Source organism: Nonomuraea sp. NPDC049480 (assembly GCF_044465905.1).
GTDB lineage: Bacteria > Actinomycetota > Actinomycetes > Streptosporangiales > Streptosporangiaceae > Nonomuraea.
On the sequence record NZ_JBITMD010000005.1, the window covers coordinates 268279 to 290478 of the forward strand.

The 22200-nt window shown below is 72.2% G+C and carries 26 protein-coding genes; 13 read left to right on the forward strand and 13 right to left on the reverse strand.

What is annotated here, in order from left to right; translation table 11 throughout:
• Positions 1 to 86 precede the first annotated feature (86 nt).
• The 3 genes from ACIBX3_RS17320 to ACIBX3_RS17330 are packed head-to-tail and all read left to right on the forward strand — an operon-like array spanning position 87 to position 2292.
• Positions 87 to 434 (forward strand): GntR family transcriptional regulator, encoded by a 348-nt coding sequence (locus ACIBX3_RS17320; protein ID WP_397117918.1) that lies wholly within the window; start codon positions 87 to 89, stop codon positions 432 to 434.
• Complete coding sequence (locus tag ACIBX3_RS17325) at positions 431 to 1396, forward strand: hypothetical protein (protein WP_397117920.1); 966 nt, start codon at positions 431 to 433, stop codon at positions 1394 to 1396. Before ACIBX3_RS17320 ends, ACIBX3_RS17325 begins: the two co-directional genes overlap by 4 nt.
• Positions 1393 to 2292, forward strand: coding sequence for a CPBP family intramembrane glutamic endopeptidase (locus ACIBX3_RS17330; protein WP_397117922.1), 900 nt, complete (start codon positions 1393 to 1395; stop codon positions 2290 to 2292). Before ACIBX3_RS17325 ends, ACIBX3_RS17330 begins: the two co-directional genes overlap by 4 nt.
• 15 nt (positions 2293 to 2307) lie before the next feature.
• Here ACIBX3_RS17330 and ACIBX3_RS17335 read toward each other — a convergent pair whose 3' ends face one another.
• Positions 2308 to 3123 (reverse strand): adenosylcobinamide-GDP ribazoletransferase, encoded by an 816-nt coding sequence (locus tag ACIBX3_RS17335; RefSeq protein ID WP_397117924.1) that lies wholly within the window; start codon positions 3121 to 3123, stop codon positions 2308 to 2310.
• 32 nt (positions 3124 to 3155) lie between these two features.
• Between ACIBX3_RS17335 and ACIBX3_RS17340 the strand changes: the two genes are divergently transcribed.
• Positions 3156 to 3956: an ABC transporter ATP-binding protein gene (locus tag ACIBX3_RS17340; protein WP_397117926.1), complete on the forward strand. Its 801-nt coding sequence runs from the start codon at positions 3156 to 3158 to the stop codon at positions 3954 to 3956.
• Between the two features lie 8 nt (positions 3957 to 3964).
• Here the strand turns inward: ACIBX3_RS17340 and ACIBX3_RS17345 are convergent, their stop codons facing one another.
• Positions 3965 to 4966, reverse strand: coding sequence for a bifunctional adenosylcobinamide kinase/adenosylcobinamide-phosphate guanylyltransferase (locus ACIBX3_RS17345; RefSeq protein WP_397117928.1), 1002 nt, complete (start codon positions 4964 to 4966; stop codon positions 3965 to 3967).
• Positions 4967 to 5004: 38 nt separating this feature from the next.
• Positions 5005 to 5421 carry a hypothetical protein gene (locus ACIBX3_RS17350; protein WP_397117930.1) on the reverse strand — a complete coding sequence of 139 codons (417 nt, stop codon included), beginning with the start codon at positions 5419 to 5421 and terminating at the stop codon, positions 5005 to 5007.
• An 82-nt stretch (positions 5422 to 5503) separates the two neighbouring features.
• On the opposite strand from ACIBX3_RS17350, the gene ACIBX3_RS17355 reads away from it, so the two are divergent.
• Entirely contained in the window at positions 5504 to 5710 is a 207-nt protein-coding gene (locus ACIBX3_RS17355; RefSeq protein ID WP_397117932.1) for a hypothetical protein, read from the forward strand.
• Positions 5711 to 5776: 66 nt separating this feature from the next.
• Here ACIBX3_RS17355 and ACIBX3_RS17360 read toward each other — a convergent pair whose 3' ends face one another.
• A complete protein-coding gene (locus tag ACIBX3_RS17360; protein ID WP_397117936.1) occupies positions 5777 to 6778 on the reverse strand; it encodes an aldo/keto reductase family protein in 1002 nt (333 codons plus the stop codon).
• Positions 6779 to 6836: 58 nt separating this feature from the next.
• Here ACIBX3_RS17360 and ACIBX3_RS17365 point away from each other — a divergent pair, with 58 nt between their 5' ends.
• On the forward strand, positions 6837 to 7814 hold the full coding sequence (locus ACIBX3_RS17365; protein WP_397117938.1) for an SMI1/KNR4 family protein: 978 nt from the start codon (positions 6837 to 6839) through the stop codon (positions 7812 to 7814).
• Positions 7815 to 7835: 21 nt separating this feature from the next.
• Here ACIBX3_RS17365 and ACIBX3_RS17370 read toward each other — a convergent pair whose 3' ends face one another.
• Positions 7836 to 8420: a DUF3043 domain-containing protein gene (locus tag ACIBX3_RS17370; protein ID WP_397118386.1), complete on the reverse strand. Its 585-nt coding sequence runs from the start codon at positions 8418 to 8420 to the stop codon at positions 7836 to 7838.
• A gap of 151 nt (positions 8421 to 8571) precedes the next feature.
• Here ACIBX3_RS17370 and ACIBX3_RS17375 point away from each other — a divergent pair, with 151 nt between their 5' ends.
• From ACIBX3_RS17375 to ACIBX3_RS17405, 7 genes are read left to right on the forward strand one after another with little or no spacing between them, the layout of a single operon-like run.
• Positions 8572 to 9408, forward strand: a complete 837-nt coding sequence (locus ACIBX3_RS17375) for a PspA/IM30 family protein (RefSeq protein WP_397117940.1) — start codon at positions 8572 to 8574, stop codon at positions 9406 to 9408.
• Positions 9405 to 9683, forward strand: a complete 279-nt coding sequence (locus ACIBX3_RS17380) for a hypothetical protein (protein WP_397117942.1) — start codon at positions 9405 to 9407, stop codon at positions 9681 to 9683. Before ACIBX3_RS17375 ends, ACIBX3_RS17380 begins: the two co-directional genes overlap by 4 nt.
• Positions 9684 to 9728: 45 nt before the next feature.
• The gene (gene htpX, locus ACIBX3_RS17385; protein WP_397118388.1) at positions 9729 to 10586 is read left to right on the forward strand and encodes a zinc metalloprotease HtpX; all 858 of its coding nucleotides are present in this window, start codon (positions 9729 to 9731) and stop codon (positions 10584 to 10586) included.
• Positions 10587 to 10591: 5 nt separating this feature from the next.
• Positions 10592 to 11149, forward strand: a complete 558-nt coding sequence (locus ACIBX3_RS17390; RefSeq protein WP_397117944.1) for a hypothetical protein — start codon at positions 10592 to 10594, stop codon at positions 11147 to 11149.
• Between the two features lie 25 nt (positions 11150 to 11174).
• The gene (locus tag ACIBX3_RS17395; protein ID WP_397117946.1) at positions 11175 to 12545 is read left to right on the forward strand and encodes an alpha/beta fold hydrolase; all 1371 of its coding nucleotides are present in this window, start codon (positions 11175 to 11177) and stop codon (positions 12543 to 12545) included.
• 58 nt (positions 12546 to 12603) lie between these two features.
• Positions 12604 to 14742 (forward strand): serine/threonine protein kinase, encoded by a 2139-nt coding sequence (locus ACIBX3_RS17400; protein ID WP_397117948.1) that lies wholly within the window; start codon positions 12604 to 12606, stop codon positions 14740 to 14742.
• Positions 14743 to 14755: 13 nt separating this feature from the next.
• Positions 14756 to 15358 carry an SIMPL domain-containing protein gene (locus ACIBX3_RS17405; RefSeq protein ID WP_397117950.1) on the forward strand — a complete coding sequence of 201 codons (603 nt, stop codon included), beginning with the start codon at positions 14756 to 14758 and terminating at the stop codon, positions 15356 to 15358.
• A gap of 78 nt (positions 15359 to 15436) precedes the next feature.
• On the opposite strand, the gene ACIBX3_RS17410 is transcribed toward ACIBX3_RS17405, so the two are convergent.
• The 8 genes from ACIBX3_RS17410 to ACIBX3_RS17445 form a co-directional block, all read right to left on the reverse strand.
• Positions 15437 to 16327 carry an alpha/beta fold hydrolase gene (locus ACIBX3_RS17410; RefSeq protein ID WP_397117952.1) on the reverse strand — a complete coding sequence of 297 codons (891 nt, stop codon included), beginning with the start codon at positions 16325 to 16327 and terminating at the stop codon, positions 15437 to 15439.
• Complete coding sequence (locus ACIBX3_RS17415) at positions 16324 to 16644, reverse strand: Nif11-like leader peptide family natural product precursor (protein ID WP_397117954.1); 321 nt, start codon at positions 16642 to 16644, stop codon at positions 16324 to 16326. The genes ACIBX3_RS17410 and ACIBX3_RS17415 overlap by 4 nt, the downstream gene beginning before the upstream one ends.
• On the reverse strand, positions 16641 to 16943 hold the full coding sequence (locus tag ACIBX3_RS17420; protein WP_397117956.1) for a Nif11 family protein: 303 nt from the start codon (positions 16941 to 16943) through the stop codon (positions 16641 to 16643). The genes ACIBX3_RS17415 and ACIBX3_RS17420 overlap by 4 nt, the downstream gene beginning before the upstream one ends.
• A gap of 2 nt (positions 16944 to 16945) precedes the next feature.
• Entirely contained in the window at positions 16946 to 17938 is a 993-nt protein-coding gene (locus ACIBX3_RS17425; RefSeq protein ID WP_397117958.1) for an alpha/beta fold hydrolase, read from the reverse strand.
• An 18-nt stretch (positions 17939 to 17956) separates the two neighbouring features.
• On the reverse strand, positions 17957 to 19066 hold the full coding sequence (locus ACIBX3_RS17430; protein WP_397117960.1) for an NAD(P)-dependent alcohol dehydrogenase: 1110 nt from the start codon (positions 19064 to 19066) through the stop codon (positions 17957 to 17959).
• Positions 19063 to 19740, reverse strand: a complete 678-nt coding sequence (locus ACIBX3_RS17435) for a hypothetical protein (protein ID WP_397117962.1) — start codon at positions 19738 to 19740, stop codon at positions 19063 to 19065. Before ACIBX3_RS17435 ends, ACIBX3_RS17430 begins: the two co-directional genes overlap by 4 nt.
• A 94-nt stretch (positions 19741 to 19834) precedes the next feature.
• Positions 19835 to 21118 (reverse strand): ferritin-like protein, encoded by a 1284-nt coding sequence (locus tag ACIBX3_RS17440; RefSeq protein ID WP_397117964.1) that lies wholly within the window; start codon positions 21116 to 21118, stop codon positions 19835 to 19837.
• A 13-nt stretch (positions 21119 to 21131) separates the two neighbouring features.
• Positions 21132 to 22130 carry an alcohol dehydrogenase catalytic domain-containing protein gene (locus ACIBX3_RS17445; protein ID WP_397117966.1) on the reverse strand — a complete coding sequence of 333 codons (999 nt, stop codon included), beginning with the start codon at positions 22128 to 22130 and terminating at the stop codon, positions 21132 to 21134.
• Between the last annotated feature and the right edge of the window lie 70 nt (positions 22131 to 22200).

The following is a 22200-nucleotide window of genomic DNA, read 5'->3' on the forward strand; positions in this document are numbered from 1 at the left end:
GTCTTCTGCGTACTCACAAACAGGGGTTCATCCTACAAATCCTTGGTCAGCGCTTTCTGATTAATGGTGCTAGTGTCATTAGCACCATGCTGCTGACGCTCGACCTCAACGATGCGCGGCCCCTGCACGAGCAGGTGGCCGGCGCGATCCGGCGCGCGATCGGAGAGGGCTCCTACGCGCCGGGAGACCGTCTCCCGCCCGCCCGCGACCTGGCCCAGGCGCTCGGCATCAACCCCAACACCGTGCTGCGCGCGCTGCGCGACCTGCGGGACGAGGGACTGCTGGAGTTCCGGCGCGGGCGCGGCGTCAGCGTCGCGGGCCGCGCCGACGGACGCGCGCTGCTCGCGCAGCGGGCACGCGAGCTGCTGGAGGAGGCCCAGAAGTACGGCTACGGCCGCGACGACCTCATCATGATCCTGGAGGAACTGCCATGAATTCCCGAGCCGCCGCGTGGGGCCTGCTCGTCCTCGCAGCGCAGGTCCTGCTGCCCCTGACCATGCGGGACCGGCTGCCGGACCCGCTGGCCACGCACTGGGGTCCGGGCGGCCGGGCCGACGGCCACATGGCGTTCCCCGCGTATCTGACGATGGTGGTGCTGGTCTGGGCCTTGCCGTGGCTGGCCGCGCTGGGCATCGCGGTGCACGGCAGGGTGCCGGCCCGCAGACAGGGCCGGATGTTCTGGTGGGGCCTGCTGGCCGGGATGAGCGTGTTCGCCTTCGGCATGAACGCCGCCACCGTGCTGGCCAACCTCGGTGCGCCGACGTGGTCCGCGGCGCGGCTGCCTGCCTGGGCCGTCCCGGCGGTCATCGGCGCGATGGTGGTCGCCGCCGTGCTCGCCGGCCGCCTGGGACGGGGAGAGCCCGACCCGCCGGCCGACCCCGGGCGACTGCCGCCCCGTCTGCGGCTCAGGGCAGGGCAGCGGACCGTCTGGGTGGGCCACGTCGCCAACCCCTGGCTGGGCCTGATCACCATCGCAGGGGTGGCCGCTCTCGTCGTGGCGGGCGCCCTCCACGCGATGGGCATCGTGCCGGGCGACCTGCTGGTCCCGATCCTTCCCGGGCTCGTCGTCATCCTGGTGGCGGGCGTCCTGACCTCGTCCCTGTCCGTGCAGGCCGGAGACGATCGGGTCGCCATCCGGTTCGGCCCGCTCGGCTGGCCGTCGCGCAGGATCCCGCTCTCCAAGATCGAATCGGCCTGGGCGGAGACCCGTCATCCGGGCCAAGTCGGCGGATGGGGCATCCGCGGGCTGCCCGGAAGTGCCACCATCATGCTGCGCGGCGGCGAGTGCCTCGTGATCGGCTACCGGTCCGGCGGACGGCTGGCGATCAGCGTCGACCACGCCGCGCGCGGTGCGTCCCTCATCAACGCCCTCATAGCGGAGCGAGTGCAGCCATGAAACGACCTCTCCTCGTCTTCATCGTCCTGGCCTTCGGGCTGTCGTGGGCGGTGATGCTGCCCGTCTGGTTCGGCGGGGGACTGAGCTCCCCGCCGGCGCGGGGGCTGGCCACGCTGATGATGTTCACGCCCGCCGTGGGAGTGCTCGGCGTGTGGGCCGTCTCGCGCAAGCCGTTCAAGGAGTGGGCCAGGGAGACCGGGCTGACGCTCGGCGAGCGCAAGGGACGTACGGGAGCGCTCGTGCTCGGCGCCTGGCTCGGCGTCCCGCTGCTGGTGTTCCTCGCGATGGGGCTCAGCGCCGCCGTCGGGCCGGCGTCCCTGGACCTGGACCGGCTCAGCCTGCTCAGGGCGTCGCTCGAGGCCCGGGGCGCACAGGTGCCCGCCGATCTCGGCACGGTGGCCGTGCTGCAGATCGTGGTGGCGGTCCTGGCCGGCCCCGTGCTGAACGCCATCCCGGTGCTCGGAGAGGAGTGGGGCTGGCGCGGCTGGCTGCTGCCCCGGCTGGTGTCCACGAACGGGGTCTTCACCGGGTTGCTGCTCTCCGGCGCCGTCTGGGGCGTCTGGCACGCGCCGCTCACGCTGCTCGGCTACAACTACCCCCGGCTCGGGTCGTGGGCGGCGCTGTTCTTCATCGGGTTCTGCGTGCTGGCCGGGGTGCTGCTCGGCTGGCTGCGGCTGCGGACGGGCAGCGTCTGGCCCGCGGTCGTGGCGCACGGCTCGCTCAACGCGGTCGCCCCGGCCGGACTGCTCCTCGGCGACGCCGCCGCGCCCCCGAACGAAGTGCTGGTCGGGGTGACCGGGCTGGTGGGGTGGGTGCTGCTGGCGCTGACAGGCGCGGCCCTGCTCCGTTTCTCTCCGGTACGCCCGCCGCAGCCGGCCCCCGAGCCCGCCGCCTGACCGCTCGCGCTCCGGTCAGCCGAGCACCGCGCACATCACCAGCACGCCGGCCGTGGCGGTCTCCACCAGAGCGCCCAGGACGTCGCCGGTGATGCCGCCGAGGCGCCGCCCGGCCCGCCGGAGCAGCAGCATGGCGGCTCCCAGACCGGCGAGCAGGCCGGCCGGCAGCGTGAGGAAGGCGGGCAACCCCAGCCCGGCGTCCGTGACCCACGATGTCAGCTCGCCGGCCGGCTCCGCCGGCCTGTCCCAGGTGCGCAGGTCGACGGTCAGGCCGACGGCCGCGGACGCGAGCAGGGCGGCCAGGGTGACGAGCCAGGGCGCGGAGGGGCGTACCGTGCCCGCGACCATCGCCCCCAGCCCGTCCGGCCGGGCGGCGGGGACGCGCGTCCGGCAGGCCCACGTGAGCATGATCCGCCCCGCCAGGCACGCCGTCACCAGGGCCGCGAACCCGGCCTCCGCCAGCGCCACCACCTGCACGAGCAGCGTGAACACCAGCGCCATCACGCCGAACGGCCCGATGTCCGACTTCTTCATGATGGCGAGCGCCTCGTCGGCGGGCTTGCCGCTGCCCAGCCCGTCCGCCAGATCGGCGAGCCCGTCCAAGTGCAGGCCGCGCGTCAGCACCGCCAGCAGCCCGAGCGCCAGCGCCGCCCCCAGCAGCGCGGGCACGGGCAGGAACAGGGGCAGCCCGGCGACCGTGCCGAGCACCACTCCGACGGCCGGCGCCAGGATCATCGCCTGCCCGGCGACCACCCGATCCACCCGCTCGCCCCGAACGGGAAAGACGCTGAGCGTGCCGACCGCGAACCGCATCCCGTCCACAAGACGCATGTCGGCTGATCGTAGGCCACTAGTGTGGCGGGATGCACGTGGTTGAACTCGAAGGCGTAGGTGTCCGAGTTGTCGGAAAGGCGCTGCTGGACGCGGTCGATTGGCAGGTGGACTACGGCGACCACTGGGCGATCCTCGGCCCGAACGGCGCGGGCAAGACGACGCTGCTCTCGCTGGCCGGCGCCGTACGGCATCCCAGCGAGGGCGCGGTCAAGGTGCTCGGCCACCGGCTCGGGCGGGTCGACGTGCGGAATCTGCGCCGCCACATCGGCCTGGTCGCCTCCAGCCAGCGCCTGATCGACGAGGAGCTGATGGAGGAGGAGGGCGCGACCGCGCACACCGTGGTGCTGACCGGGCACACCGGGACGAGCGCTCCCCTGTGGGACAGGTACGGCGAGGCCGAGCGGGACCGGGCGCACCGCCTGCTGGCCGACGTGGGCTGCAAGGACCTGGCGGAGCGGCCGTTCCGCGTGTGCTCGCAGGGCGAGCGGGCCAGGATCAGGGTGGCCAGGGCGCTCATGGCCGACCCGGCCGTGCTGCTGCTCGACGAGCCGTTCGCGGGACTCGACCTGCCGGCGCGGGAGGACCTCATCGCCACCGTCGAGGACCTGGCCATGACCAGGCCCGTGCTCACCACCGTGACGGTGACGCACCACCTGGAGGAGGTGCCGGCCACGACCACGCACGCCATGCTCATGCGCGACGCCCGGGTCCTGGCCGCGGGGCCCGTGACGGACGTGCTGACCCCGGCGAACCTCTCCGACTGCTTCGGCCGCCCCCTGCACGTGGACCGGCTCGACGGCCGCTGGTACGCGCGGGCCGTCCGCCCGTAACCCGGGACTCACAGCTCGAGCGGGCGTCCCGCGACCACCAGGGCCACGTACTCCGACTCGGCGGCGAGGCGCTCGTTGAGCCGGCCCAGCGCGTCCCTGAACGCCCGTCCGCTGGCCGTGGCGGGCACCACGCCCATCCCCACCTCGTCGGACACCGCCACGATCGGCCGCTGCGCCTGCCGCCACGCCGCCACCAGCTCGTCGCACCGCCCCGCTACGGGGGCGCGGTCGCCCTCCCAGGCCCCGTGCTCGTCGAACACGGCCGCAAGCCAGGTCCCGAGGCCGTCGATCAACAGAGGCGCGGTGGCGCTCCGGATCGTGCCGGCCAGGTCGGTGGTCTCGACGGTGTCCCAGTGCGCGGGCCGCCGCGTCCGATGCGCCCGCACCCGCGCGGCCCACTCGCCGTCGCCCGCGCCGTCCGGCCCGGTCGCCACATAGGTCACGCACGGCTCCGCGGCCAGCCGCAGCTCGGCCTCCGCCGACTTCCCCGACCGCGACCCGCCCAGCAACAACGCCCGCCGCACCAGGCTCCTGGAGGCCGCCTGTGCGGCGCCGGTCTCCAGCACCGTCCCGTCCGGTACGGCGACCGCGCCCCACAGCCGCAGCCGCCTGGCCAGCTCCCCCTCCGACCGGATCCGGTGATCGAGCCCGACGGCCACCACCCGGGTCGCCTCGTCCGCCAGCCCCGCCCGCCGCAGCTCGCCGAGCCGCTCGGGCCGGTCGAGCAGGTCGATCAGCACCACGTCGTACCGGGAGGGTCCGTCCGGCGGGACGCCGTGCCCGGCCGGCAGGCACAGCAGGGCCGTGCCGTCCGGGCCGGTCAGCCCTCGGCCGCCGGCGCAGGCCGCGTACCCCGGGGGCACGTCGGCGAAAGGGAAGGAGACGGCGCCGTCCACGATCAGCTCGAACGGGCGGCGATGGCCGGGCGCCAGCCCGGCGCAGGAGGCGCACCGGCAGCCGGACGCGGGCCAGCCCGCCTCGCCCGCGGTGCCAGAGAGAAGAACCTTCACCGCGCCGAGCCTACAAAGGCCGGACGAGCGGAGGCCGCTTACCGGCCCGCCGGGACCGAGGTCCTGGAGCGGCGGCGGGCGTCGGTCTCGCCGTCGCCGTGGTCGACCGCCACCGCCACCCGCTTGTGCCCGGATCCCGCGACGTCCCCGCCGCACACACCCTCGAACGACGGCAGGTCCCCGCCCGGGGACTCGCTCGCCGCTTCGTCGGGGGCCGCGGAGAATCGCCGGCCGATGACCGACCCGTCCGGCGGCGAGTCGCCGGCCGCGGCCGCCAGCCAGGCCGTGCCGTCGCTCTGCCAGACGCTCCACAGCCGCGTGGCATGGGAATCGGCCCCGCCGGGCAAAGGGTTGTCAGCCCCGGCGGAGGCCGGGGCGAGGGCGGAAAAGGGCAGAAAGAGCAGGGCGGCTGCCCCGAGGACGACCCCGGCGCCAACACGGCGGGCGCGCAGCATCGATTGACCTCCAAGCTCGGGAGTAAGGTTCCATTGCCGTCGGAAGGTGCGCCGGCGAACCCGCGGAAAAGGAGCGTATGGCATGACATGGCGGTGGCGTTATGAAAATGCAAATGGTGGTGAGGTGACGGATCGCCCTTTGCCGCGAGAAGTTTTTCCGAGCCAGGCGGACGCGGAGTCCTGGCTCGGCGAGAACTGGCGTGACCTGCTCGAATTGGGCGTCGATCAGGTGGCGCTGCTCGACGAGGACCGCGTTGAATACGCGGGATTGTCATTGCGCCCGGAGTGAATCCGGGATAAATGAAAAACCCCTTGAGCGCTGTTGTGGCTCAAGGGGTTTTTGGTGTGCCGCCCGTTACGGGCGGGTGCGCGGGCTCACCGTCTTGGACGGGTCGCGCTCGACGATCGGGCCGAGCACGTCGTCGATCCGCCGCAGCACGTCCGCCTCCAGCTTGACGCCGGACGCCTTCACGTTGTCGCGCACCTGCTCGGGGCGGCTGGCGCCGACGATGGCGCTGGAGACGTTGGGGTTCTGCAGCACCCAGGCGATCGCCAGCTGGGCCATGCTCAGCCCCAGGTCGGCGGCGATCGGCTTGAGGTCCTGCACCCTGGTCAGCACGTCGTCGTTCATGAACCGCGAGATCATCGCGCTGCCGCCGCTCTCGTCGGTCGCCCGCGAGCCCTCCGGAAGCTGCTGCCCGGGCACGTACTTGCCGGTGAGCACCCCCTGGGCGATCGGCGACCAGACGATCTGGCCGACGCCCTCCTTCTCGCTCAGCGGCACGATCTCGGCCTCGATGATCCGCCACAGCATGGAGTACTGCGGCTGGTTCGACACGATCCGGTCGAACCCCATCTCGTCCGCGATCTTCAACGCCTGGGCGATCTGGTCGGCGGTCCACTCGCTGACGCCGACATAGAGGACCTTGCCCTGGCGTACGAGATCGTCGAACGTCTTGAGCGTCTCCTCCAGCGGCGTCTCGTGGTCGAAACGGTGCGCCTGGTACAGGTCGACGTAGTCCGTCTGCAGGCGGCGCAGCGAGCCGTTGATCGACTCGGTGATGTGCTTGCGCGACAGGCCGCGGTCGTTCTGGCCGGGCCCCGTCGGCCAGTAGACCTTGGTGAAGATCTCCAGCGACTCCCTGCGGACGCCCTTCAACGCCCGGCCGAGCACCTCCTCGGCCTTCGTCCCCGCGTAGACGTCGGCAGTGTCGAACGTGGTGATGCCCTCGTCGAGCGCCGCCTGCACACACTGTTTGGCGGCGTCCTCCTCGACCTGAGAACCGTGGGTGAGCCAGTTACCGTAGCTGATTTCGCTGACCTTGAGACCGCTGCGACCGAGGTGTCGGAATTCCATGGATCCGACCTTAATCCCGGTCCATGGGGTGATCTGTTTCGGGATAGGGTGCGCGACTGTGCTGAAGCTCGTACGGCTGGCGCTGACGGCGGCCATCCTGACCGCGATAGCGGTACGGCTGCGCCGTCGCGCCGGAATGCCCGGCAGACGGCCCGAGCCCGCGGCGGTGAGGCCGGCGCGCGGACCGCGCATGGGACTGGTGTGGGCCGCCATCGCGGCGATCGTGGTGGTGGCGCTGGCGGCCGCGCTGATCCCCACGGAGGCGCAGGAGGCGTCCGCCGCGGGATGGCGCGCGTATCAGGACGAGCAGGCGGCCATGACGGCCACGCCGGGCGATCCTGCCACGCCCCGGCCCACCGCGAGCGGGTCCGTCCCGGCCTTCACCCCGGCGCGGACTCCCGCCGAGATCCCGGACCCCAACTGCTCGCCGGCCCTGCGCCCGGTCACCGTGCGCCCGATCGACCGCAAGGTCGGACGAGCCGTGGGCAGGCAGTGGCGGCGGATCGAGCGATGGCTGAAGGTGAACGCGCCCCGGACGTACCGGACCCTGGGCGACCCCGGGAGGGCGCGCACGATCGCCGTCGCCGAATCCCAGATGGGCGTGGACTTCCCCGACGACCTGCGGGCCTCGCTCCTGCGCCACAACGGCTCGAAGGGGCGGTCGGTGTTCGGCTTCTGGTACTACGGCCTCCACGCCCTCAGCATCCGCGAGATCAGGGACGCCTGGCGCTCGCTCTGCTCGTGGCAGCGCACCGACCTCGGGACCGATCCCGCCACCGAATACTGGAACGGCCGGATGATCCCGTTCCTCTATTTCGAGATGCGCGATTCGAGCTATTCGGAGTACGCCGTGGTCGACTCCGCGGGCGGCGCCGTCGGATGGGACGACACGATTTCGGGCATGAGTCCTCGCCTGCCGTCGACGTACGCGCTGCTGCGGGCCGTCGCCGACGCCCTGGAGCGGGGCAAGGAGATCGACGGCTGGCGGCCCGCGGTCAAGCGAGGCGTGCTGCGCTGGGACGACGGCAACCCGTAGCCGCCGGTCCCGCCGCGGCGGCTACTTCTTCGGCGGGGCCGGCTTGCCGCCGGGCAGCACCGTGGGCGGCGGGAAACGCAGCCTGCGGATCTGCAGGGCGCGCATCGCCGCGTAGAAGCCCACGCCCCTGAGCGGCTCGTCCGGCAGCTTCTCCGCCACCACCCGCTTCACCTTCCACGCCACGTAGACAGAGGTGAGGAGCACGCCGAGCATCATGATCGGCCACCCGACGGCGATCACGAGGTTGAGCACCATCGCCCGGATCTCGGGGGGCCACGGGACCCACGTGGCCAGCAGGATCACCAGCGAGAACGGCAGGAAGTACTGGCTGGGCAGCCGCCGCGCGTCGACCCAGTCACGCGCGAGCTTGCGCGCGGGGCCCTTGTCGCGGGCGGGGAGATACCGCTCGTCACCTGCGAGCATGCCCTTGCGGGCCCGCTCGCGCTCGGCGGCCTGTTTGGCCCGCATCTGCCGATAGGCCTCTTTGCGGTCCTTCGGAGCGCTGACCGGCTGGCGTCGTCTGCCTTCGGCATCTCGGCGCTTGGGTGTGGGACGTCCTTTACCTTGGGGCTTAGGATCGTCAGCGGGGACGGGGGTGTCGTCCACGGAGGTTTGGGAACGGCGTCGCAACACGCGTCAACCCTACCTGGACTGCAACTTAGTGACGCCCCCGTGCGTTATGCGTAGGGTAATCCCAAGGCGGCTGCGCTGCATTGGGTGACCACCAGCACGACCTAGAAGGGGACGGCCGACGCGCATGAGCGTGATGAAGAGACTTTCGATGATCTTCAAGTCCAAGGCCAACAAAGCCTTGGACAAGATGGAGGATCCGCGCGAGACCCTCGACTACTCCTACCAGCGGCAGCTGGAGCTGCTGCAGAAGGTGCGCCGGGGGGTGGCCGACGTGGCCACGTCGCGCAAGCGGGTGGAGCTGCAGATCAACGGCCTCGAGCAGTCCTCCAGGCGCCTCGAGGAGCAGGGCCGCAAGGCGCTGTCCGTCGGGCGTGAGGACCTGGCCCGCGAGGCGCTGCAGCGGCGGTCCAGTCTGCAGACGCAGATGGCCGATCTCAAGGTCCAGCACGACAATCTGCAGGCCGAGGAGGAGAAGCTGACCACGGCTTCCCAGCGGCTGCAGGCCAAGGTCGACTCCTTCCGCACGAAGAAGGAGACGATCAAGGCGACCTACACCGCCGCCGAGGCGCAGACGCGCATCAACGAGGCGTTCTCCGGCATCTCCGAGGAGATGGGCGACGTCGGCCTGGCGATCCAGCGCGCCGAGGACAAGACCGCGCAGATGCAGGCCCGCGCGGGCGCCATCGACGAGCTGCTGGCCAGCGGCGCGCTCGACGACTTCACCGGCACCAAGGGCGACGACATCCAGGCCGAGCTCGACCGCATGGGCGGCGGCATGGACGTCGAGCTGGAGCTGGCCAGGATGAAGTCCGAGCTGGGCCAGGGCCCGGCGCCGAAGAGCGCGATCGAGCAGGGGCAGCAGGGCCAGCCCCAGCAGCAGGCCCAGCCGCAGCAGCAGTCGCAGCCCCAGCAGGGCCAGAGCGGGACGCAGCAGCTGCGCCAGCCCGGGGAGGGCGCATGATCGTCAGGATCATGGGCGAGGGCCAGGTGGAGATCTCCGCCGACGACATCTCGATACTCAACGAGCTCGACAGCGAGCTCGAGGCGGCCATCGAGGTCGGCGACGAGAAGGCCTTCCGCGTCAAGCTGCACGCGCTGCTCGACAAGGTGCGCCACGTGGGCAAGGCGCTCCCCGACGACAGCCTTGAGCCGTCTGAGCTGATCCTTCCCCCCGCGGACGCCTCGATCGAGGAGGTCCGGGAGATGCTAGGCGATCAGGGCCTCATCCCGGGCTGAGCCGTGAGCACGCGGTTCGCGTCCGACCGCGGCCTGACCAGCCGCATGGTCGTGACGATGTTCCTGCTCGGGCTGCTCTACGTGGTGTTCGTCGGCGTCCTGATCGCTCTCGGCGTACGGGCGCTGACCGTGCTGGTCCTCGCAGGGGGTCTGCTGCTCGTGCAGTACTTCCTGTCCGACCGCATCGCCCTGTTCGCGATGCACGGGCGGGAGGTCTCGCCGCAGGAGGCCCCCGAGCTGCACGGCCTGATCGACCGGCTGTGCGCGCTCGCCGACATGCCCAAGCCGCGGGTGGCGATCGCGGATTCCGACGTCCCCAACGCGTTCGCCACCGGCCGCAACCAGAAGAAGGCCGTCGTCTGCGTGACGACCGGCATGCTGCGCCGCCTGGAGCCTCAAGAGCTCGAAGGCGTGCTCGCCCACGAACTCTCGCACGTCGCGCACCGCGACGTCGCCGTCATGACGATCGCCTCGTTCCTCGGCATCGTGGCCGGTCTCATGACCAGGTTCGCCCTCTACAGCGGGTTCGGCGGCCGCCGCAACGGCGGTCAGGGCGGTGTGCCCATCGGGGCGATCATCCTGCTGGTCTCGGCCCTTGTGTACGCCATCAGCTTCCTGCTCACCCGCGCCCTGTCGCGCTACCGCGAGCTGGCCGCGGACCGGGGCGGCGCGCTGCTCACGCAACGCCCGTCCGCGCTGGCCGGCGCACTGACCAAGGTGACCGGCGAGATGGCCAGGATCCCGACCCGCGACCTGCGCGAGGCGGAGCCGTTCAACGCCTTCTTCTTCGCCCCGGCGCTGGCCGGCGGCCGGTCGATCGCGAACCTGTTCGCCACCCACCCGCCGCTGGAGCGGCGGCTGGAGCAGCTGGCCGCCATCTCCGAGCAGCTCGGAAGGGGCTGAACCACATGGGCTGGCTCGACGCGTTGCTGGGCCGGGCGAAGCCGGCCAAGCCCGACCTCGACGCGCTGTTCGCGCTGCCGTCCGCGGCCGTGACCCTGCAGGCCGCGACCGGCCTCGCGCCCACCGGCCTCGGCTCGGTGTCCTTCCGCGCGGCCGAGGGCGCCGCCTTCGCCACGCTCGAACGCGACGTCAAGGCGCTGCTCGGCGACCGCGTCGAGGAGTCCGACGACGGCTACGGCTACACCTGGCTGCTGGTGCGCCGCGAGCCCGACGCGGTCAGCGACCTCGTCACCGAGCTGCACGCGGTCAACTCCTCGCTGGAGTCCGCCGGGTTCGGGCCCTCGCTGCTGTGCTCGCTGGTGTCGTTCGCCGATCCGGACGGGCGGCGGCTGGCGCTGGTCTACCTGTACAAGCGGGGCACGTTCTACCCGTTCGCGCCGCTGAAGGAGCAGAAGCGCGACACCGCGCTGGAGCTGCAGGTCAGAGGGGTGCTGGAGGGCGAGCTGCCGCTGGAGGCGGAGCTGACCCGATGGTTCCCGGTCTGGGGCGCTCCTGGGTTGTGATCGCCCCAGGTGATCTAATGATCACGTGGAGCGAAGGTTGTACGTGCTCGCGGCCTCCGCGTTCATCGTGGCGGCCGTGCTGGGCAGCGCCTGGGTGACCGGCCAGTTCACCACGCCGGAGGTCGACAGGACCAACGGGTACGTCAGCGAGCTGGCCGCCCGCGACCAGCCGTGGACGTTTCTGTTCCGGATCAGCGACGCCCTGGCCGGACTGGTGTGCGTGCTCGGCGTGGCACTCGTGCCCAGGGTGGCGCGCGAGTGGCCGGGCTGGCTGGCACTGACCGGGTACGGGTTCCTCACCGTCGCGGTCGCGGTGTTCCCGCTGGACTGCGCCGCGCTGAGCGACCCCGGCTGCGGGATCGGCGGCCTGTCGATCGGCCATCACGCGCACCTCACGGCCGGGACGCTGGCGACCGGCGCGGTGCTGGCCGCCATGGCGCTGCTCGCCGCGCGGTGGCGGGCGCGGGCGGCGTGGCTGCTCATGTGGCTGACCCTGGCCGTGACGGCGCTCGCCGCGGTCGCCCTCGCCGCCGGGCGCGGCGCGGGGCTCGCCCACCGCGCGCAGCTCACGCTCATCGCCGTCTGGCTCGTGTACGTGGCGCTGCGCCTGCTCCTCGCCGACCGGCGCCCATCCGGGTACGGCACGCCGCACGTCATCGAGGAGGGCGCCGGTCCGGCGGTGCTCATCACGGCCGGACCCGCGGGCGCCTGGTTCCACTGGGACGCCGTCGCCGGCGAACTGGCCGGCAGCCGCCGCGTCATCCGCTTCGACCGCCCCGGGCTCGGCCTCAGCCCGCACTCGCCGGCCCCGCCCACCCTGTACGCCGAGGTCGCCCGCCTGGCCGCGCTGTCCCCGGCCCACCCGGAGCAGGTCACCGTCGTCGCCCACGGCGTGTCCTGCTGGCACGCGGAGGCGTTCGCCCGGCTGCACCCGCTGTGCGTGGCCAAACTCGTCCTCGTCGACCCGGCCTGCCCGGACGGCCGCCGGCCGCTGGCCGCCGCCAGGGCCGCGGCCAGGTGGCTGCCCGCCCTGGGCGGCACCTGGGGCGCCACCGCGCTGGCCCGCCTGGCGGGACCCACCGCGCACCGGCGGCTCGCCGGCGTGCCCGACCCGCTCGGCGTCTACCGGATGGGCAAGGTGCCCGCGGCGGTGGCGGGGGAGTGGCTGGCCCGCCGTGACATGGCCGCCGACCTGCGCCGCATCAGGGAGGACAAGCCGTTCCCCGACGTTCCGGTGACCGTGATCGCCGCCGGCGGGCGGGCCGGCTGCGCGGAGCGGCTCGCCGGAGACCTCCGCGCCCGGTTCGTACGCCTGCCGCGGGCGGCGCGGCAGCTCCAGCTCGTGGAGCCGGCGGCGATCGTGGACGCGGTCTTAGCCGTACCCGGCAACGGGTGACGGCGAGCCGCGCGACGCACCAGAATGGCGAGAAAGTCGCCACAGGTGGGGGTTGTCCATGCCGGACCTCGCGGACCCGAGGCCAGGGGATCCCGCGTCGGTGGGTGAGTACGCCGTGGCCGGCCGCCTCGGCGAGGGTGGGCAGGGCATCGTCTACCTGGCCACCGCCCCGGGCGGCACCAAGGTCGCGCTCAAGCTGCTGCGCGCCGACCTGGCCGGCGACGCCGAGGCGTCGGAGCGGTTCGTCCGCGAGGTGGCGATGGCCCGGCGGGTCGCGCCGTTCTGCACGGCGCAGGTCATCGGGACCGGGCTGTTCGGCGGGCGGCCGTACATCGTGAGCGAGTACATCGACGGCCCCACCCTCGACGACGTCGTACGCGCCCAGGGGCCCCGCTCGGGCGCCTCCCTGCACCGGCTCGCGATCGGCACCGTGACCGCCCTGGTGGCCATCCACCAGGCCGGGATCGTGCACCGCGACTTCAAGCCGTCGAACGTGGTCCTGGCCTCCGACGGGCCCCGGGTGATCGACTTCGGCATCGCCAGGGCGCTCGACTTCACCTCGACGCTCACCGGCGCGGTGATCGGCACGCCTTCGTACATGGCGCCCGAGCAGCTCACCGAGTCCAATCCCGGGCCGAAGTCGGACATGTTCGCGTGGGCGTGCACGCTGCTGTACGCGGCGTCGGGGCAGGCGCCGTTCGGGCATGACAGCCTGCCGGCGGTGGTCAACCGGATCCTGCACGCCGAGCCCGACGTGAGCTCCGTCGAGGATCCGGGGTTGCGGGCGCTGGTGCGGGACTGCCTGGCCAAGGACCCGTCCCGGCGGCCGGCGGCCGGCGAGGCCCTGATGCGCCTCCTCGGCCACGCCCCCGCCACCCAGCTCCCCGGGCTCCTTCAACAGGGCACCGCCGCGGCCACCTCAGGGCCTCTCGGCACGTCGGGGCCGATCCCGGGCGGGCCCGGTGCCGGCCTCGGCGGATCGGGACCCGTCCCTGGCGCTTCCGGGCCGGAAGGACAGGCGCCGGGCGCGCGGGGGATGGGCGCTCCCGGGCCAGGGGGCGCGTACCCGACGCCGCCTGCGACCCACCATCCGCCGCTCTACCAAGGCCCGCCCACCGGGCCCACACCGCGCCGGGCCACCGGCTGGATCGTCGCCGGGAGCACCGCCGGCGCGCTCGTCCTCGTGGCGGTCACGGCCTTCGTCGCCATCCGCGTCAGCGGCCTGCCCGGCGGCCGGACCACATCGCCCACCCCCACCACCGCCCTGACGACCTCAGCCTCCAGTACTCCGGCCACGCCGGCCCCCACCGCCCCCACGACCCGCTCGATCGCCCTCCCCGGCACGTCCGTCCGCATCCAGGAGACCGACGCCGACCCCGTCAAGCTCGCCTCCTACACGGTGAACAGCGGCAAGCGGCTCTACGTCAGGAAACACGCCACCAACGCCTTCACCACCGACTCCCGCTACTTCGAGTACGCCCTGGACGCCAAGACGAACCGGGCACTCGGCACCGACGTGGACTACACCACCGACTACTTCGCCACCGTGTCGATCATCGACCACGTCACCGGCACCAGACGGATCGTCAAGGTGAGCCCCAAGCCCGTCTTCCCCACCACGCCCCGCTGGTCGCCCGACGGCAGGCACGGCCTGGTCACCCTCTACAAGGGCACCGAAGGCAACGCGGCCGAGTACGGGTACGGCATCATCGACGTCTCCGGCGAGAAGGGGCGCGCGTTCGAGATCAAGGAGAAGGGCGCGGGTGAATGGCGCTTCTTCTGGGACGCCGGCGGCCAGGCGGTCGGCACGTGGGTGGGCGGCAAGATGAAGTTCTACGACCTGAACGGCAAGCTCGTGCGCACCCTGCCGGACGTGGGGTCGCCGGTGTGGGTCGAGGGCGACGACATCTCGCCGTCCGGCAACCGCTTCCTGGCCCACTGCACGTCCGCCGGCACCTCGCTGTGCGCCCGCTCCACCTCCGGGGACGACACCCGGCCCGTCACCGTCCCGTTCGCCAGCAACCGCCTCATCGGATGGTGGGACGACGACCACCTGGCCGTGTGGCGGACCAGGAATGCCGGGTACGAGGCCGTGGTGATCGACCTGTCCGGGCGGGTCAGCAGGGTGCTGGCGACCGCTCCGGACAAGGCCGAGTTCGACAAGATGGGCTTCCGCTTCACCCGTACCGGCTCATAGGGAGGATCCAACAGTGGACATCACCGTCGTCGGCGAGGGCACCGTCCTGGCCGCGCCCGACATCCTGCGGCTGTACGCGGGCGTCGAGGTGCGCCGGGCGTCCGCCGCGGAGTCCTTCACCGCCGCCAGGGCCGCAGCCGCCCGACTCGCCGGGGCGCTGCGCCAGGAGGGGATCGCGGCGGGGGACGTGCGGACGACCGAGCTGTCCCTGGGACCCGAGTACGAGGCGTACCCGAAGGTGGCCGCCTACCGGGCGGCGCAGGGCGTGGAGGTCGTCGTCCGCGACCTGGCCCGGGCCGACCGGATCATCGACACGGTGGCCGGGATCGGGGAGGAGGCCAGGCTCAACGGGGTGGCGTTCGAGGTGTCGGACCCGGCCGGCCCGCTGCGGGAGGCCAGGACCGGCGCGTTCCGCGACGCCGCCGACAAGGCCGCCCAGTACGCCGGGCTGGCGGGACGGCCGCTGGGGCGGGTGGTCTCGGTGACGGAGGAGATCAAGGGCGGGCCGCAGCCGATGCGCATGGCCGCCACCATGGCGGCCGAGGACAGCGCCTCGATCAGCCCCGGCCGCCAGACCCTCACGGTCACCGTCCGGCTCGGCTACGACTTCGCCTAGGGACGCGAGGGTGCCGGCGGCGGAAATGCGGGGCCCCGCCCGGGAGTGTGCCGGGCGGGGCCGCGAGGGATGGCGCGCTCACATGGGGTGGCGCTTGAGGAAGGCGTGGGCGGCCTCGCCCACGGCCACCGGGTTCATGCTCTGCAACCCGTGTGTGGCGTTCGGGATCCCGGCCCGCTCCGCCTGCGGCAGCCAGCTCATGAGGAAGCGCTGCGTCTCGCGGAACCCGGGCATCGCCGACTCGCTGTCCAGCCCCATCACCGCCAGCACCGGCATCTCCGGCTTCCGCGTGACCAGCCGGTCGGCCTCCGACGGCTTGAAACCCCACTGGGAGATCGCCGGGAAGTCGACGGTGACGGTCGTGTCGACGCACGCCTCGACGCGGTCCCACACGTCGAGCGGCCCCGTCATCTCCACGGCGGGCAGGAAGCTCGGCCCGCACACCGCCTCCATGTACAGCTGGGCCGCCCCGAGCTTGTCGCCCGTCTCGTACAGCTTCATCGCGTTCGTGAACGCGTCGACGTTGGCGGCGATCGCATCCGGCTCCTCACGCGGCAGGTACGGCTCCAGCAGGATCGCGCTGTGCGCCCGCTCGGGATAGGACAGCAGGAACTGGAAGGCGATCACGCCGCCGAAGGAGAAGGCCATGATGTGCGCCTTCTCGATGCCCAGGTGGTCGAGCAGCTCGCGGGCGTGCTGGGCGCCGCCCTCGATGCTCAGCTCGGGCTTGTCCAGAGTGCTGCCGTTGTAGCCGGCCCGGTAGTAGCTGATGAGCTGATAGTCCTCCAGCAACGGCGGATAGAACCGCATCGGGGTGATGAGGCTGTCGGCGATGCTGGTGCCGTGAATGCACAGCACGGGCTCGCCCTCGCCGAGCACGGCGTATCTGAGCTCGGCGTCGCTCACCTGCGCGCGCCGGTCGTGCTCGACGTTCCATTCGCGCCCGATGTACAGGGCGTTTCGCGTCATGGTCTGCGCTCCAATCCGGCCAGCAGGCCGGTCTCGTCGAGGCTGGGCACGAGATCGAAGACGAGGAACTCCAGGTAGTAGCGGCCCCACAGAAGGTCCCAGAGCGGGAAACGCTCGTCGAACTTCTCGCCGCGCTCGTGTGCCAGCCGCTCCTCCAGCTCCCAGATGAGCGAGTTGAACTCCTCCGCGGTGAACGGCAGCCCGGAGGCCGCCGCGGCCGCGATGACCTCGTCCTTGGTCTTGTCCTTGAGCCGGTCGCACAGCTCGGGCCGCTCGGCCAGGCCGCGCAGGAAGCCGATGAGGTTGACCTCGCTCATGGCAGCTCCTCGTCGGTGTAACGCGCCACCACGTGGCCGGCCAGGTAGTCCAGGTAGCGCGTGCCCCACATGTGCCGCCACAGGGTGCTGCCGCCGTCGAACGGCTCCTTGTCCTTGTCGATGATGACCCTCGCCTCCAGCCGGCCGATGACCCGCTGGGCGTCGGCCTGGGTGAAGGCGAACCCCTCGTTGCGGGCGTGGAACAGGACCCTGGGCAGGTCCATGGAGGAGTAGCGGGCCAGCAGGCCGGGATCCGACCGGGCCGCCTGGAGAAATCTGACGAACTCCGCCTCGGACACGGTCAGCTCTCCAGCGCGTTTCTGATCACGTCGTCGATGGCCTTCACGTCCGGCTCGGCCAGCCCGAACGTGGCCAGGTGGCCGAAGACGCTGTCGATCTGCCGGAACGTGGCGCCGGGGATCCACTCGGCGTACTGCTTGAGCTCGTCGGGCGGGAACAGCGCGTCGCCGGTGAACGCGGCGATCGTGGTCTTGGCCTTGACCCGGCCCAGGACCTCCCGCAGCGACTCCCCCTCGGCGCCCGGCCAGGCCGCGTGGGCCTTGCGGGCCTGGGTGACCACGTCGTTGGGGTCCTGCGGCAGCCAGAAGCCCTCCCAGAAGCCCGCGACGAACGCGTCCACGCTGTCGAAGCCGAGGTTGCGCCACACCTCCGCGCTGTCGTAGTAGAACGTGCGCGGTGGCGCGGTCAGGGCGCTGCCGTGCGCGACGCGGGCCAGACCGCCGCGTACGTGGGCCGCGTCCGTGTAGGCGCCGCCGGCGTAGCCGGGATCCGCCGTGATGGGCTCCTCCACCACCGTCTTCAGCCAGAGCTTGGTCCACGTCGGCGGGGTCGGCGCCCCGGCGATGGGGGCGATGCTCCGTACGATGTCGCCGAAGCGCAGCGCCCACTCGTACACCTGGATCGCGCCGATCGACCAGCCGAGCGCCAGCCGGACCTCGCGTACCCCGAAGACCTCCTCCAGCAGGCGCTGCTGGGCGATGACGTCATCGGCGACGGAGACGGCGGGGAACGGCGCCGGGGTGTTGCTGGGCGCGGACGACGGCGGGAGGCCGAAGTGGCCGGGCAGCACGATGAAGTGGGTGCGGGGATCGAGCGCCCGGTTCTCGCCGATCCAGCCGTTGAGCACCTCGGCGGGGGCGCCGAGGAAGGTCGGGAAGACGACCACGTTGTCCTTGGCCGGGTTGAGCTCACCGAAGGTCTGGTAGGCCAGCCGGGCGCCGGGAAGCATGGCACCGGTGGTGAGCGGGAAGTCGCCGAGTTCGAAGATGTTCATTCGTGGCTCCCTACGTCGTCACGCGTCGAACCGCAGAATCGTCTTGATGTTCTTGCCGGACCTGAAGTCCTCCGCCGCCGCCTGGATGTCGGCGAAGTCGTACTCCTTGATGAGCGGCTGCACGGGCAGCCGGCCGCCGCGGATCAGCCGGGCCAGCAGCGGGACCAGCCGGTCCGGGTCGCTGTCGCCCTCGCACACGCCCAGCACGCGGCGGCCCGGCAGCAGCCGGTGCACGTCGATCGAGACCTCCACCCCGTACGGGGGAGCGCCCACGACGGCGACCGCCCCGCGCGGCGCGAGCGCCTCGATGCCGGCGCGCAGCACCTCGGGGTTGCCGACCGCCTCGACCACGTAGTCCACGCCCGCGCCGCCGGTGATCTCGCGTAGCTCGGCGGCCACGTCCAGGTCGGTGGCGTCGACAGTGTGGGTGGCGCCGATCTTGGCGGCCAGTTCGAGCTGAGCCGGCCGGCGGCCCACGGCGATGATCTGGCCGACGGGCGTGAGCGCCGCGCCCATGACGGCCGCCAGCCCCACGGCGCCGGTGCCGATCACCGCGATCGACGTGCCGGGCTCCGGGCGCAGCGTGTTCCAGACCGCGCCGGCGCCGGTCTGGACGCTGCAGGCCAGCGGGGCCAGCAGCTCGAATGGCAGGCCGGGATCGACCTTGACCACGCTGCGCTCGTCGGCGATGGAGTGCCGCGAGAACGACGACTGGCCGAAGAACCGGCCGCCGAGCGCGACGCCGTCCCTGCTGATCGGCGAGCTGCCGTCGCGGCGCTTGCCGCCGATGAGGTTCTGCGGGATCCACGTGGTGCAGTAGGCCGGGTGGCCGATCCGGCAGGAGGCGCAGTTCCCGCACGAGGTGAAGGTGAGCACCACGTGGTCGCCGGGCCGGACCTTGGTCACGCCGGGGCCGGTCTCCTCGACGACCCCGGCCCCCTCGTGCCCGAGCACCCCGGGCAGCGGGAAGGGGATGTGCCCTGCGGCGACCGTGAGGTCGGTGTGGCAGATGCCGGCCGCCTTCATCCGGACGAGGACCTCCCCGGGGCGCGGGGCGTCCAGCTCGACGTCCCGTACGGTGAAGGGCGCTCCTGGCGACTCGACGACTGCCGCTTGCGTAATGGTCACGAGTGTCTCCGATCGTCGGGGGTGAGGGTGTACGTGCTCGTGACGTGGGTCCACTCCGCCGGCCCCCACTCGGCGCCGTGCCCGGCCCTGGGCGGCTCTCCGACCACGCGGACGACGTGGTAGTCCAGCAGGCCGGGGGCGCGGCGGGTCCAGATCGAGCCGAGCTCGTCGTGGTGGCGCTGGCCGAAGTACAGCCGGTCGCCGTCCCCGTCCGCGGCGCCCGAGCGGGCCAGGCCGAGGAGGTCGTACTCGATCGGGCACTCGTCCACGCCCGGCAGGTCCAGGATGGAGCAGCCGCCGCGCGAGACGTCCTGCCACTCGCCGAGCCGCCAGTGGCCGTCGCCCGCCTTCACCTCGCCGGCGCCGGCGACCAGCCCGGTGTCGAACAGGCGCAGGCAGACCTTGACCCGGGAGAAATCCGCGTCGCGCGCTTCGGGCGTGTTCCCGCTCGGCCCGAGCAGCTCGAACATGCCCATGATGATGAGTTCGAAAAGCCGGCCGTCGCAGCCGGGGTCCTTGTAAGCATTGAAATGAATGGCCCAGAAAGGACTGTGCAGCCAGAAGTCGTCGACGCCGAATATCCCCGGGAATACCTCGGCGGCGGCCGGGCTGCGCCACCGGCCGGAGAGCTCTCCGACCGTGAAATCGGCGCTGATGTCCATCACAGCTCGCATGAATCAATTCTTTTTCCGGCGGCCCGGCCGGCGTCAAAGAAGCGGGCCGTACATTGGCAAGTCGGCCGGGCGGCGCACGATAATTCGTGAGGTCTTAGTCCGGGAGCAGCGCGGGCGGCACGTGCGCGCGCACCCGCTCGGCCAGCTCGGCCACCCGGGTCCCGGCCGCCGAGGCGACCGCGGCCGCGGGCCCTCCGGCCCGCGCGGCGTCCCGGCAGCGTTCCCCGAGCATCCGCATCCGCTCGTGCAGCAGCGCCCAGGAGGGCTCGCGCCACGGCACGAAGTTGCTCATGGCGTAGTACATCTCGAACGCGAATCCCGCCGTGCGGCCGGGGTGCTCGGGGCCGATGGGGAGCCTCGCCATGGCGGTGGCCAGGGGCCGCAGCACGTCGGCCATCATGCTGATCGACGTGCCGACGAGCAGGCCGAGCTGCTCGTCGCTCTCGTCGGTGTGCGTGAAGAAGCGGGTCAGCAGGTGCAGGACCAGCTCGTAGGCCACGGTCGCCAGCTCGGCCGCCTGCCGGGCACCGGGGTCGGTGATCAGTGGCTGGGGCTCGGCGATGTTGTACGGCTGCCGCAGGTAGCCGGCCAGCGCCGGCCGCGCGGGCTCGAAGCCCGGATCCCGCTCGCGCAACTCGCCGTACTGCCGCCACATCGCCAGGAAGCGCCCGTAGTGGGCCTCCTGCCAGTCACCCCGCGCGCCCTCGCCCTGCTCGATGATCAGCTCGATCGCGGTGAGCGCGGACTTCAGGTCGGTGACGGCGACGAGCTGCGGCCAGCGGAACAGCTCCGGCGTGGCCTGGGCGCGCGGGGAGCCCACGAACACCGCGTGCTCCCCGAGGCGGTCGCACAGGGCGCGCAGTCCGCTCTCCAGCCCGCGGTACAGGTGGCCGATCGTCTCGTACTCCTGGCCGCGAGGCATGAGCTCGGCGGGGTCGAGGCGGGTGCGGGCGGGCGGTATCGGCTCGAACTCCTCGGCGTCCTGCAGCTCCATCCCCTCCGGGCGCTCCAGGTACAGGAAGTGGCGCAGCGCCTGCTCGCCGAACGGCAGCAGGTCGAGCTGGATGCCGGACGGGAAATACCCGGAGCGCTGGGGGAAGTTGGGGCGGCCGAAGATGGGCGCCGCCCCGATGGCGGCCAGCAGGTTGGAGACCAGCGCCAGGTGCAGCATCTCCTCGACCGCGATGGCGCTCAGCACCGAGCGCCAGCCGGCGACGGCCTCCGCCTGCTCGGCCGTCAAGCCCTCGTCCGTGCCGCTCTTGAGGCTGGCCTCGGCGAAGAGGTACTGGCAAAGGATCATGTGTTCCAGCTGCGAGGCCTCGTTGAGCAGCCACCACAGGTGCTCCCGGTTCGCGACGACGATCGGGGGCTCGGACATGCGGGCATCCTCCTCAGTTCGGCTGGAGTACGGCGCGGTAGCGCACCTGGCCGGCCTCCACGCGCTTGAGCACCTCGTTGATCTCGGCGAACGGGTAGGTCTCCACCCGCGGCCGGACCTTGCCCGCGGCCATCAGGGTGAGCACTTCGACCAGGTCGGAGCGGTTGTTGTGGGTGCTGCCCTTGATGGAGCACTGCTTGAACAGCAGCGTCATCATGTCGTCGATCCGGAGCGGCCCCGTGACGCCCATCGTGACCAGCCGGCCGCCGTACCGCAGGCCGGAAAGGACGCGGGCGACGAGGTCGGCGGAGGTGGTCGTGGCCAGGATGATGTCGGCGCCCCCGGCGTCGGCCAGCGCCTTGCCCGGGTCGTCGCTCACGACGACGCCTTCCACCGCGCCCAGCTCCCTGGCGTACTCGGCCTTGTCGGGCGAGGTGGTGAGCACCACCGTCTCCAGGCCGATCGCGGCGGCCAGCTGCACCGCCATGTGCCCGAGCCCGCCGACGCCGAGCACGCATACGCGCTCGCCCGGCTGGGGCGCGGCGTTGCGCAGGCCGCTCATCGAGGTGAAGCCGGCGCAGAAGGCCACGGCGGCGTCGGTGTAGTCCAGGCCGTCGGGCAGCAGCGTGCACCCGGACTCCCAGGCCACCATGAGGTCGGCGTAGCCGCCGCCGAGGTCCATCCAGGTCTGGGTGTGCGGGCAGGCGACCGGGTGCCAGCTCTGGCAGTGGACGCAGCGCCCCTCGCCGCGCTGCATCCACGCGACGCCGACCCGGTCGCCCACCTTCAGCGTCGTGGTTCCGGGCCCGAGCGCCACGACCTCGCCGACCGGCTCGTGGCCGGGCACGATCGGCAGGCGGACGGGCCAGTGGCCGCGGTGGACCAGCACGTCGCTGAAGCACATGCCGCAGGCGTGGATGCGCACGACGACCTGGCCGGGCCCCGGCTCGGGATCGGCGAGGTCCTGGAATTCCCATGGCGAGTTGAGTGCGGTGATGACGGCTGCGCGCACGGTCTCCTCCTTCGCGCGGACAGATGAGAAGGCCCACGATAAATATCGGGCATGTGTCCGCGGCACCCCG

Bases quoted from the DNA above. Each gene is read 5' to 3' on its own strand.
- ACIBX3_RS17325 (WP_397117920.1), top strand. From the start codon at position 431: ATGAATTCCCGAGCCGCCGCGTGGGGCCTGCTCGTCCTCGCAGCGCAG.
- ACIBX3_RS17390 (WP_397117944.1), top strand. From the start codon at position 10,592: ATGGGCTGGCTCGACGCGTTGCTGGGCCGGGCGAAGCCGGCCAAGCCC.
- ACIBX3_RS17380 (WP_397117942.1), top strand. From the start codon at position 9,405: ATGATCGTCAGGATCATGGGCGAGGGCCAGGTGGAGATCTCCGCCGAC.
- ACIBX3_RS17375 (WP_397117940.1), top strand. From the start codon at position 8,572: ATGAGCGTGATGAAGAGACTTTCGATGATCTTCAAGTCCAAGGCCAAC.
- ACIBX3_RS17435 (WP_397117962.1), bottom strand. From the start codon at position 19,740: ATGCGAGCTGTGATGGACATCAGCGCCGATTTCACGGTCGGAGAGCTC.
- ACIBX3_RS17335 (WP_397117924.1), bottom strand. From the start codon at position 3,123: ATGCGTCTTGTGGACGGGATGCGGTTCGCGGTCGGCACGCTCAGCGTC.
- htpX (WP_397118388.1), top strand. From the start codon at position 9,729: ATGGTCGTGACGATGTTCCTGCTCGGGCTGCTCTACGTGGTGTTCGTC.
- ACIBX3_RS17440 (WP_397117964.1), bottom strand. From the start codon at position 21,118: ATGTCCGAGCCCCCGATCGTCGTCGCGAACCGGGAGCACCTGTGGTGG.
- ACIBX3_RS17340 (WP_397117926.1), top strand. From the start codon at position 3,156: ATGCACGTGGTTGAACTCGAAGGCGTAGGTGTCCGAGTTGTCGGAAAG.
- ACIBX3_RS17410 (WP_397117952.1), bottom strand. From the start codon at position 16,327: ATGACGCGAAACGCCCTGTACATCGGGCGCGAATGGAACGTCGAGCAC.
- ACIBX3_RS17330 (WP_397117922.1), top strand. From the start codon at position 1,393: ATGAAACGACCTCTCCTCGTCTTCATCGTCCTGGCCTTCGGGCTGTCG.
- ACIBX3_RS17355 (WP_397117932.1), top strand. From the start codon at position 5,504: ATGACATGGCGGTGGCGTTATGAAAATGCAAATGGTGGTGAGGTGACG.
- ACIBX3_RS17350 (WP_397117930.1), bottom strand. From the start codon at position 5,421: ATGCTGCGCGCCCGCCGTGTTGGCGCCGGGGTCGTCCTCGGGGCAGCC.
- ACIBX3_RS17400 (WP_397117948.1), top strand. From the start codon at position 12,604: ATGCCGGACCTCGCGGACCCGAGGCCAGGGGATCCCGCGTCGGTGGGT.
- ACIBX3_RS17425 (WP_397117958.1), bottom strand. From the start codon at position 17,938: ATGAACATCTTCGAACTCGGCGACTTCCCGCTCACCACCGGTGCCATG.
- ACIBX3_RS17415 (WP_397117954.1), bottom strand. From the start codon at position 16,644: ATGAGCGAGGTCAACCTCATCGGCTTCCTGCGCGGCCTGGCCGAGCGG.
- ACIBX3_RS17320 (WP_397117918.1), top strand. From the start codon at position 87: ATGCTGCTGACGCTCGACCTCAACGATGCGCGGCCCCTGCACGAGCAG.
- ACIBX3_RS17360 (WP_397117936.1), bottom strand. From the start codon at position 6,778: ATGGAATTCCGACACCTCGGTCGCAGCGGTCTCAAGGTCAGCGAAATC.